Here is a 10,221-nt window from a genome sequence, read left to right on the forward strand (position 1 = left end):
AGTATGGAATTTGATGTGGATACACTTAGTCCAACGTATCATTTATTGATTGGTATCCCAGGACGAAGTAATGCTTTTGATATTTCCAAACGTTTAGGCTTATCTCAAGAGATTATTGAGCAATCTAAACAAATTATTGATGGTGAGAGCCAAGATTTAAATGAAATGATTTCTGATTTAGAGAATCAACGCAAAATGACTGAAACTGAATATTTAGAAATGCGTCATTATTTAGATGATTCTGAGCAGTTGCATCATGATTTAAAAGAAGCCTATGAAATTTTCTTTGAAGAGCGAGAAAGAGAGATGAATAAGGCGAAAGCAAAGGCAAATGAAATTATTGAAGAGGCTGAGAAAAAAGCAGAAGATTTAATTCAAGATATTCGCCAGATGCAGTTAAGAAGTAGCTCATCAAGTCATGTGAAAGAACATGAATTAATTGATGTGAAAACACAATTATCTGGATTGAAACATGATGAAAGTCATTTAGCTAAAAATAAAGTCTTGAAAAAAGCCAAAGAAAAGAAAACCTTCAAACCAGGTGATGATGTATTGGTAGAAACGTTTGGTCAACGAGGTACGTTGATTAAGAAAGTATCAAACAAAGAATGGCAAGTCCAACTAGGTATTTTGAAAATGAATGTCTCAGAAGACAGCATGACCTTATTAGCACCTGAAAAAGAACCGACAACACGCATGACCTCAGTCACAAGTGATTCAGGTGGTAGTAGACAAACCGTGAAAACACAGTTAGATTTACGAGGAAAACGATATGAAGAGGCTATAGCAGAAGTAGATCAATACATTGATGCAGCTCTTTTAGCTGGTTATCCTCAAGTAACAATTGTTCATGGCAGAGGAACAGGTGCTATCAAAAAAGGCGTACAAGATTACCTTAAAAGCAATCGTCGGGTTAAAAAATATGAATATGCCCCATCAAACCAAGGGGGAGATGGAGCAACGATTGTTAGCTTCTAAAAAGTGAGCAAATTACTAGTAGTAAAGTACCCCCTTTGGTATAATTCAATTGTGAAGAATAAGATTTAGGAGAGTGTATATAGTATGATGTTAGATATTACAGATCAAAATTTTACAGAAGAAATTAGTGAAGGTTTAGTAATGGTAGACTTTTGGGCACCATGGTGTGGTCCATGTCGTATGCAAACACCTATCTTAGAACAATTATCAGAAGATTACGTTGACCGTGTGAAATTTGTCAAAGTTAACGTTGATGAAAACCCAGCAACTAGCCAACAATTTGGCATTATGAGTATTCCAAATATGTTATTGTTTAAAGATGGCGAAGTGGTAGAAAATATCGTTGGTGTTCATCAAAAAGCACAATTAATACCTATTTTTGATAAACATTTATAAAATAAAGGTCATTCAGTGGTTTGAAAAGAACTACTGAATGATTTTTTTTATCTCTCAAGGTATACTATTTGTGAGATTGATATAGGAGTGAAAAAAATGAATGAACAGATAAAAAATAAACTAGCACTCTTACCTGATCAACCAGGTTGCTATTTAATGAAAGATAAAAATAAAACAATTATTTATGTTGGTAAAGCCAAAATTTTAAAGAATCGTGTTCGCTCGTATTTCACAGGTAGTCATGACACAAAGACAGAACGACTAGTCAGCGAAATTGTTGATTTTGAATATATCGTGACCGAATCAAATACAGAAGCATTGCTTTTAGAAATTAATTTGATTCAAAAGAACATGCCTAAATATAATATTATGTTAAAAGACGATAAATCATATCCCTTTATAAAAATAACCAATGAAAAAGCACCAAGACTTCTAATTACACGAAAAGTTTTAAAAGACCATGCGACTTACTTTGGACCTTATCCAGATGTTAGGGCAGCGAATGAAACAAAACGGCTATTAGATAGAATGTACCCATTAAGAAAATGTAGAAATTTACCTAATGAGGTATGTCTTTATTATCATATGGGCCAATGTTTAGGACCGTGTATTAACCCAATCGTTGAAGAACAGTATAAGCAAATGGTAGAAGAAATTAAACACTTTTTAAATGGCGGTGGGTATGTAAGTGTCCAAAAAGAATTAGAAGAAAAAATGAAAAAAGCTGCAGAATCAATGGAATTTGAGCGTGCAGCCGAGTACCGAGATCAGATTAATGCAATTCAAACCATTATGACAAAACAAAAGATGACGAATGCAGACTTTATTGACCGAGATATTTTTGGTTTTGCTGTGGACAAGGGTTGGATGGTGGTTCAAGTATTTTTTGTGAGACAAGGAAAATTAATTGAGCGTCGTGTCTTTGATTTTCCTTTTTATAATGAAGCAGAGGAAGATTTTCTTACCTTTATTGGTCAGTTTTATCAAGAAAATCAACATTTCATTCCTAAAGAAATACTAATCCCAAAGGATATCTCAAAAGAAGATGTAGCAGCCATTGTTCAGACAAAAGTACTGCAACCAATGCGCGGTGAGAAGAAAAAATTAGTAGATCTAGCAAGTAAAAATGCCAAAATATATTTAACTGAGCAGTTTAGTTTGATTGAAAGAAAAGAAGAGCGAACAGTTGGGGCAGCTCAAAAATTAGGAGATGCTATGAAAATACCTACCCCTGGGCGTATTGAAGCGTTTGATAACTCTAATATTATGGGGACAGATCCAGTGTCAGCCATGGTTGTGTATGTGGATGGTAAACCTTCAAAAAAAGACTATCGAAAATTTAAAATTAAATCTGTTAATGGTCCAGATGATTATGCCTCAATGAAAGAAGTCATTTATAGACGTTATTCACGAGTTCTAAAAGAAGATTTGCCACTTCCAGATTTAATATTAATTGATGGTGGGAAAGGCCAAGTACATGCAGCACAAGAAGTATTAGATAATCAACTTGGACTAGACATTCCAATCGCTGGATTAGCTAAAAATGATAAACACAAAACAAGCGAATTACTATTTGGACCAGAACTTGAGGTAGTTCCACTCAAAAGAAATTCACCAGAATTCTTTTTACTTCAACGAATTCAAGATGAAGTTCATAGGTTTGCAATAACATTTCACCGCGCAACTCGAAGTAAAACTAGTTTTTCTTCAAAACTAGATAGTATTGAAGGATTAGGACCAAAACGAAAGAAAGAATTACTCAAAGCGTTTAAATCCGTAAAAAATATCCAAGAGGCAAGTTTGGAAGATATTCTTGCTGTTGGTATGCCTAAAAATGTAGCTACCAATATTTATGAGCATTTTAAGCAATTGGATGAATAGTTTTTTTTCAGAAAAAGTGGTACAATTAAAAAGCGTTTTTTAAACTTAAATTTAAAGGGGAAATATTGTGTCATTAATAATTAATATTACGTCGATCGTCATTATTTTTGTTTCCATGTTCTATTACTATCGCAAAATTGTTTTAGCTAAAAAATCAGAATTTGTCCAAAAGGTATTAGCAAATACTAGTCAATTAACAATGAGTGCTTATCTTTTAGGCTTAGGTGTTATTCTTATTGAATTAAACGCCTTTGGACTCTCTAGAAGTCATTTTGTAAACCACTTATTAATCTACGGAGCCTTTGTTAGTTTAGTAAATAGTTTTAGTTTATGGTATTTTTCACGAACTTTAAAAGAAGACTAATTATGGTTTAACGCTTTTTTTAACGAGAATGATTCTAATTAATTGACATTTTTGTGAAAGAATCCTATAGTGAAATAGAAGTAATCACTGGAGGGATTTTGAAAATGAGTCAACCAAAAATTGTTGTTCTAGGAGCTGGATATGCTGGATTAAAAACAGTTAAACAACTTCAAAAGAAAAACATTAACGCAGAAATCATTTTAGTTAATAAAAATGATTATCACTATGAGTCAACACAATTACATGAGGTTGCGGCAGGAACAGAACCTGCTTCAAAAATTACATTTAAAGTGACAGATGTTTTGGATAGTAAAAAAGTAACATTTATCCAAGACACGGTATCACTTGTGAAAAAAGACGAAAAGAAAGTGGTTTTAGAAAAACAAGGTGAGTTGTCATATGATTATTTGGTTATTGCCTTAGGTTTTGAGTCTGAAACATTCGGTATTCCAGGTGTAAATGATTTTTCTAAACCGCTTGTTAATATAAAAACAGCTGAAGAATGTAAAAAACATCTAGATGAAACCTTAGCGAACTATCAAACAACAAAAAATGATGCAGATTTGTCTATTGTTGTGTGTGGTGCAGGATTTACTAGTATTGAGTATTTAGGTGAGATTACTAATCGTATTCCTAAGCTAGCTAGTCAATTAGGATTTCCACAAGATAAAGTGAAAATTACATGTATTGAAGCTATGCCAACACTTTTACCGATGTTTTCTGAAAAACTTGGTTCTTACGGAATTGATGTTTTGAAGAAACGTGGTGTAGAATTTAAGGTAGGCACACCAATTAAAGAAATTAAAGAGAATACTGTTGTTTATGAAGAAAATGGTGAACTTAAAGAAATTAATGCCAATACAATTATTTGGACAACTGGTGTTAAAGGTAGTTCAGTTATTGGTGAATCAGGATTTAGCGAGCGTCGTGGACGTGTTATGGTTGAATCAGATTTAACAGTAGCAGAGCATCCTGAAATTTTTATGATTGGGGACGTTAGTGCGGTAATGGATAATGAGTCAGGACGTCCATTCCCAACAACTGCTCAAATTGCGTTAAAACAAGGCGAGTCTGTGGCAGATAATTTAGAAGCTAAATTAGCAGGTCGCCCATCTGAACCTTTTTCATTTAAACCTCTTGGAACAGTTGCTTCTATTGGTAATAACGTAGGTATTGGAAATGTTATGGGAAAAGAAGTAAAAGGTTATATTGGATCAATTATGAAGAAGAACATTATTAATAAATCTTTATTAGAGGTAGGAAGTACTAAAACGCTCTTGAAAAAAGGTCGTTTTGATTACTATCACTAAAAAAACTGATTAACTCAATAGGACAATTTCTTAAATGTGAGAAATTGTCCTATTTTTTTATCAAAAAATATTGACAAAAAAAATGGTTTTGGTAATATATCATTAAACGATATATCGTATTGTGATATATCTTTGGCTGATATAGTTCAGTGAGGGGGATGACACATGGATGAGCCATTAACAGATTCAAATTATTTGATATTACTTGCTTTGCTTGAACCAAAGCATGGATATGCCATTATGAAAGAAATATCAGAGATAACTGAAGAAAGAGTCAGTATTGGACCTGCTAGTATGTATACGATACTAAAAAAATTACAGAAAAGTGAATTGATTCGTTTGGAGCAAGACGATGATCGAAAAAAAATCTATCTGATTACTGAATTGGGTATTGAAAAATTAGAAAAAGAAGTAGAAAGACGAAAACTTTTTTATCTTGCGGGGAAACGTCTTCTTTCTGAAAGAAAAGAGGACAGCTATGATTATAGGTGATAAAAAATTTATTATGTCAAAAGGCTTGGCCTTCTATGCGGAGCTAGAAAGTGAACGTTTAGAAAAAGAATTATCTAAAGGATGGGAGATTGAATCGATTAATTGGTTAGGTTATTATCGTTTGAAAAAGGTCGAACCAGAAAATAGCCAAGTAGTGATTGATTTTTATCCTGGAAATAAAAAAGATGTTGATGAGTATATTGACTTTTATGAGATGGCTGATTGGAAAAAAGTAACAAGTTATCGCAAGCGTTACTATGTATTTAAAGCAAAAAAAGGCAACGAGAGTGTGTATACAGATGAAGAAAGTTTTGCCTTTCGGGTTAAAAAGGAACAGTCCTGGTTCTTGATGAATGGTATTTTTGTTTTCTTATTAGGGCTATTGTTTATTAGCATCATTCATCAACCAGCAATTAAAGAGATACTAAGTAGTCATTTCTTTATTTTTATTCTTTTAAACTTTGTTGGTATGGTTGGCGTCTTGTTTCCAGTATCAATGATAATTACCATGATTTACTTTAAATTAACTTATGGGAAAAGAACAACCTACTTTAACCATCCTGAAAAATATGCTAAAAAACAACGTTTCTTAAGAGATTTATTCTTGTTGATGCTATCAGGATTTGTTGTAGGAGTCATATTGAGTTTTATCTATCACGTATTTAATTAGAAATTAAGGAGGATCTGTATGTTAAAAGTTGAAGGGTTAACAAAAAGTTTTGGAGAAATGACAGCTGTTGATAATGTCACGTTTAGTATTCCAGATGGAAAAATTTTGGGGCTAATTGGACAAAATGGGGCAGGAAAATCAACAACATTTCGATTGATTCTAAATTTTATTGATGAAGACAAAGGAACAATTCTTTGGGATAATCAACCAATCAAAGAAGAGGATTATAATATCATAGGCTATTTACCAGAGGAAAGAGGCTTATATCCTAAGTCGACGATTGAAGATCAATTGATTTATTTTGGTAAACTTCGCGGGAAAACTAGAAAAGAAATTGTTCCTTTAATTGATAAATGGATGGACAAATTTCAAGTGAAGGGAAAAAAGACTGACAAAGTAAAATCTTTATCTAAAGGAAATCAACAAAAAGTTCAGTTAATAGCAACCTTAATCCATGAACCAAAACTTGTAATTTTAGATGAGCCGTTTAGTGGACTTGACCCCGTGAATGCGGAGCTCTTGAAAAAAGGTATTATTGAATTAAAAGACTTAGGTTCTTGTGTTATTTTTTCAAGTCACAACATGGAAAATGTGGAACAAATTTGTGACCATCTGGTGATGCTTAGAGATGGAAAAATGGTTTTAGATGGTGAAGTTCAGACGATAAGAGAAAGTTTTGGGCGAACACAATTAGAAGTGGAAACAGAACTTTCAAAAAGCGAGCTTGAAAGTATACCAGGAGTTTTATCTGTTGAAGAACGAAGAAACTCTGATTATTTAATTCAACTTGAAAATCCAGAGGTTGGTAAACTTGTTTTTGAAGAAGCTATGAAGAAAACTGATTATTTATCTGTCTTTAATCAACAACCGCCAACTTTAGAAGAAATATTTAAAATGAAAGTAGGCGAAAAAGATGAATAAGTTTTGGGTAGTTGCGTTAGAAACCTATAAAAAGCATGTTAAATCTGTGAGTTTTGTGACAATGGTATTAGGTCCAATTCTTATGTTAGGACTTATATTTGGTATTAACATTATGGCTGCTAAATTTGCGCATACGAATGAAATAGCTGTTGTTAGTGAGTCAGTAGAAGTTTCTTCAGCATTTATGGAGCAAACAAAGAAAGATTTTGATTTTAATAAAAAAATAAAAACAGAAGACGAAGCAAAAAAAGAATTAGAAAAAGAAAATATTGATGGTTATTTAGTTATTAGTGATAAAGAAATGAGTTTAGATGGCAAATATTTTGGTGAAAAAGCGCTTGGAACTGAAAGTATGATGATTATGCAACAAGCATTAAGTCAAATTCAAATGGGAATGAACAGTACTAAATTAAATCTATCTCAAAAAGAAGTAGGCGCTTTATTAGTACCAGCAACATTTTCGGAGCAACAAGTTGAATTTGTTGATGGGAAAATGCAAGAGAATAAAAATAATAAAGGGTTGATGACAATTGTGGGAATGGTTGTCTTGATGGCGGTCTATACAATTGTTTTAACTTATTCAACTATTACAGCTCAAGAAGTGGCATCGGAAAAAGGAACGCGTATCATGGAAGTTATTTTATCTAGTACTACGGCGGCTAAACATTTTTATGGTAAAGTAACTGGAATTGCATTGGTTATTTTAACCCAGGTAAGTATTTATTTAGTATCAGGAGTGTTAGGTTACTTCTTTATTAAAGATATGTCTGTGGTTAAAGATTTTCTGTCGAAAAATTCGTTGACAGAATTACTTAAAGGGTTACTTGGTTATAATATGCTTTATCTATTATTTGGTGTATTAATATTTACTATTTTATCAGCTTTTACTGGTTCTTTAGTCAGCAAAGTAGAGGATGCAACAAAAGCTGTAACACCTGTGATGTATGTTGTTATGGCAGGATTTATTCCAAGTTTTTCTCTTGGAATGGCTAATCCACAAAGTGTTGTACTGAAAGTAATGTCATTTGTGCCATTTTTATCATCCTTTGCAATGCCACTGCGAATTGCTAGTAATGAAGCTACAAATAGTGAAATTTTAATTTCACTAGGTTTACTGGTGGTAGCAATTGGTATCTTACTCAAATTATCAGCAAAAGCTTACAAATCAACTGTATTGATTTACAGCGATAAGAGTATGATGAGTGTGTTTAAAGATGCAATGAAATTTTCAAAATAAACGAAAAAAATAACTTGGAACAGATGAGTTCCAAGTTATTTTTTTTGTTCTTTTTAAAAGAACAAACGTGGACGGTAGGATTCGAACCTACACCTTACATATAGGAAAAACCTTTCAGCTATACAAGTATAACACCAAGTTCATCCACTAATTAACTATATATATACTATAACTGATAGAGATTAAGAAAAGGTAAAGTAAGTTTGAAGAAAAATCAAATTAAATATTAATTGTTATTGAATGATAATAATCATTATTATCTGAAGACAAATAAAAAGCCAAAACTTGAAATAAGTTTTGGCTTTTTTGATAATCTTAAAGTAATTTGTTGTAGAATTCTACTACGAATGCTTCGTCGATATCTTGTGATAATTCTTCACGTTCTGGTAAACGAGTTAAGCTACCTTCTAATTTTTCAGCATCAAAGCTTACAAATGCAGGACGACCTAATGTAGATTCTACTGCTTCTTTGATGAATGATAAATCTTTAGACTTTTCACGAACTGAGATCACTTGACCGGGTTGTACTCGGTATGAAGGGATATCAACGCGTTTGCCATCTACTAAGATATGACCATGGTTAACAAATTGACGTGCTTGACGACGAGTAGTTGCTAAACCTAAACGGAATACTACGTTGTCTAAACGTTGTTCTAGTAAAATCATGAAGTTAACACCGTGTTTACCTTCTTTGATTTGACCAGCAGCCATAAATAAGTTACGGAACTGACGTTCAGTTAAACCATAAGTATGACGTAATTTTTGTTTTTCAGTTAATTGCAAACCGTATTCAGATTTGTTTCTTCTTTGGTTAGGTCCGTGTTGACCTGGTGCGTAAGGACGACGAGCTAATTCTTTACCAGTTCCTGATAATGAAATGCCTAAACGTCTTGAGATTTTCCAACTTGGTCCAGTATAACGTGACATGAATAAATTCCTCCAATAAATTTCGTTTGTATTTGGAGTAAAATAATTTCTTAAAAATATTAACATCCGCTTAGTTTATTTTTCAATCTTCACCCTTGCAGCCGTGGCTACTCAATTGAACCTTTCCAGGCAAACAAACTAATAACGAGCTGCTTATCTTTTAGCTGCATTATTTTACACATCTATCATTATACAATGAACCAAAAGAGATAGTCAATACAAAAATTAAAGGGAATAGAATTTTCACATTTTTGACGTATTTTTGCTTTTTTTCATTATAATGATAGAGGTATTTGTGATAAATTAATCATTGGATTTTAAAATGTTGAAAGAGTAAAGAGGGGATAAAAAAATGGCACAATCGTCAGAATTAATGCAAAAAATTGATGGGTCAATTAGTAAAAAAAATGAGCTGATTGATAAAAGTTTTGGGAAGTATGCAGTAAGATCTATTTTAGCGACACTTTATTTAAGTTTAGGCTCAGCTATAGCACTTGGTCTAGGTATCAAATTTGATGCCGCTACTGGTAAAGCATTATATGCCTTTACATTTGGTTTAGGGTTAGCACTTATTATCTTTTTAAACGCTGAACTTGGAACGTCTAATATGATGTATATGACAGTAGCAACTTACCGCAAGAAACTAAGCGCGTCAAAAGCCTTTAAAATTTTAATGGTATGCGTTTTGTTTAACTTAATAGGTGCTTTTGTTGTGGCGTATCTGTTATCAGTAACAAGCTTCTTTCATAATTTGCCAGCAGATAATTTTTTAACACATATAGTAGAAGGAAAGTTTGCAAAAGGTCCTTTTCAAACGGTTGTTGAGGGAATGTTTGCTAATATTATCGTTAATTTAGCTATTTTAATGTCTATGAAGTTAAAAGATGATGTTGGTCGTTTTATTTCTATTTTATGTGTTATTTTCATATTTACATTTTTAGGTTTTGAACACGTTATCGCTAACTTTATTTACTTTCCACTAGCTTATTTTTCAACAGGTGGAGCTGTGGCAGGAATGACGTTAGCTGCAATGTCGACAAATATT

The 10,221-nt window shown here is 32.6% G+C and carries 11 protein-coding genes; 10 read left to right on the forward strand and 1 reads right to left on the reverse strand.

Annotation, left to right across the window (positions count from 1 at the left end; all coding sequences use genetic code 11):
- The 9 genes from RR554_RS04290 to RR554_RS04330 all read left to right on the forward strand — a co-directional run.
- Positions 1 to 978: Smr/MutS family protein (locus tag RR554_RS04290; protein WP_332467494.1), on the forward strand; the 978-nt coding region annotated here is incomplete at its 5' end.
- 84 nt (positions 979 to 1,062) lie between these two features.
- Positions 1,063 to 1,374 carry a thioredoxin gene (trxA, locus tag RR554_RS04295; RefSeq protein WP_332463256.1) on the forward strand — a complete coding sequence of 104 codons (312 nt, stop codon included), beginning with the start codon at positions 1,063 to 1,065 and terminating at the stop codon, positions 1,372 to 1,374.
- Positions 1,375 to 1,470: 96 nt separating this feature from the next.
- Entirely contained in the window at positions 1,471 to 3,255 is a 1,785-nt protein-coding gene (gene uvrC / locus RR554_RS04300; RefSeq protein ID WP_332463257.1) for an excinuclease ABC subunit UvrC, read from the forward strand.
- Positions 3,256 to 3,322: 67 nt separating this feature from the next.
- Positions 3,323 to 3,619, forward strand: a complete 297-nt coding sequence (locus RR554_RS04305; protein ID WP_332463258.1) for a hypothetical protein — start codon at positions 3,323 to 3,325, stop codon at positions 3,617 to 3,619.
- A gap of 104 nt (positions 3,620 to 3,723) precedes the next feature.
- On the forward strand, positions 3,724 to 4,929 hold the full coding sequence (locus RR554_RS04310; RefSeq protein WP_332463259.1) for an NAD(P)/FAD-dependent oxidoreductase: 1,206 nt from the start codon (positions 3,724 to 3,726) through the stop codon (positions 4,927 to 4,929).
- A 165-nt stretch (positions 4,930 to 5,094) separates the two neighbouring features.
- Positions 5,095 to 5,421 (forward strand): PadR family transcriptional regulator, encoded by a 327-nt coding sequence (locus RR554_RS04315; RefSeq protein ID WP_332463260.1) that lies wholly within the window; start codon positions 5,095 to 5,097, stop codon positions 5,419 to 5,421.
- Positions 5,408 to 6,091 carry a DUF2812 domain-containing protein gene (locus tag RR554_RS04320; protein WP_332463261.1) on the forward strand — a complete coding sequence of 228 codons (684 nt, stop codon included), beginning with the start codon at positions 5,408 to 5,410 and terminating at the stop codon, positions 6,089 to 6,091. Before RR554_RS04315 ends, RR554_RS04320 begins: the two co-directional genes overlap by 14 nt.
- 18 nt (positions 6,092 to 6,109) lie before the next feature.
- Positions 6,110 to 7,012 (forward strand): ABC transporter ATP-binding protein, encoded by a 903-nt coding sequence (locus RR554_RS04325; RefSeq protein WP_332463262.1) that lies wholly within the window; start codon positions 6,110 to 6,112, stop codon positions 7,010 to 7,012.
- The gene (locus RR554_RS04330; RefSeq protein WP_332467495.1) at positions 7,005 to 8,249 is read left to right on the forward strand and encodes an ABC transporter permease; all 1,245 of its coding nucleotides are present in this window, start codon (positions 7,005 to 7,007) and stop codon (positions 8,247 to 8,249) included. Before RR554_RS04325 ends, RR554_RS04330 begins: the two co-directional genes overlap by 8 nt.
- A gap of 315 nt (positions 8,250 to 8,564) precedes the next feature.
- Here RR554_RS04330 and rpsD read toward each other — a convergent pair whose 3' ends face one another.
- Positions 8,565 to 9,176, reverse strand: a complete 612-nt coding sequence (gene rpsD / locus RR554_RS04335; RefSeq protein WP_332467496.1) for a 30S ribosomal protein S4 — start codon at positions 9,174 to 9,176, stop codon at positions 8,565 to 8,567.
- 352 nt (positions 9,177 to 9,528) lie between these two features.
- Here rpsD and RR554_RS04340 point away from each other — a divergent pair.
- A partial coding sequence (locus tag RR554_RS04340) for a formate/nitrite transporter family protein (protein ID WP_332463265.1) occupies positions 9,529 to 10,221 on the forward strand: 693 nt, incomplete at its 3' end.

Source organism: Vagococcus sp. (assembly GCF_036639995.1).
In the GTDB taxonomy this organism is placed as follows: Bacteria; Bacillota; Bacilli; order Lactobacillales; family Vagococcaceae; genus Vagococcus.

Bases quoted from the DNA above. Each gene is read 5' to 3' on its own strand.
- trxA (WP_332463256.1), top strand. From the start codon at position 1,063: ATGATGTTAGATATTACAGATCAAAATTTTACAGAAGAAATTAGTGAA.
- uvrC (WP_332463257.1), top strand. From the start codon at position 1,471: ATGAATGAACAGATAAAAAATAAACTAGCACTCTTACCTGATCAACCA.
- RR554_RS04310 (WP_332463259.1), top strand. From the start codon at position 3,724: ATGAGTCAACCAAAAATTGTTGTTCTAGGAGCTGGATATGCTGGATTA.
- RR554_RS04315 (WP_332463260.1), top strand. From the start codon at position 5,095: ATGGATGAGCCATTAACAGATTCAAATTATTTGATATTACTTGCTTTG.
- RR554_RS04320 (WP_332463261.1), top strand. From the start codon at position 5,408: ATGATTATAGGTGATAAAAAATTTATTATGTCAAAAGGCTTGGCCTTC.
- RR554_RS04325 (WP_332463262.1), top strand. From the start codon at position 6,110: ATGTTAAAAGTTGAAGGGTTAACAAAAAGTTTTGGAGAAATGACAGCT.
- RR554_RS04330 (WP_332467495.1), top strand. From the start codon at position 7,005: ATGAATAAGTTTTGGGTAGTTGCGTTAGAAACCTATAAAAAGCATGTT.
- rpsD (WP_332467496.1), bottom strand. From the start codon at position 9,176: ATGTCACGTTATACTGGACCAAGTTGGAAAATCTCAAGACGTTTAGGC.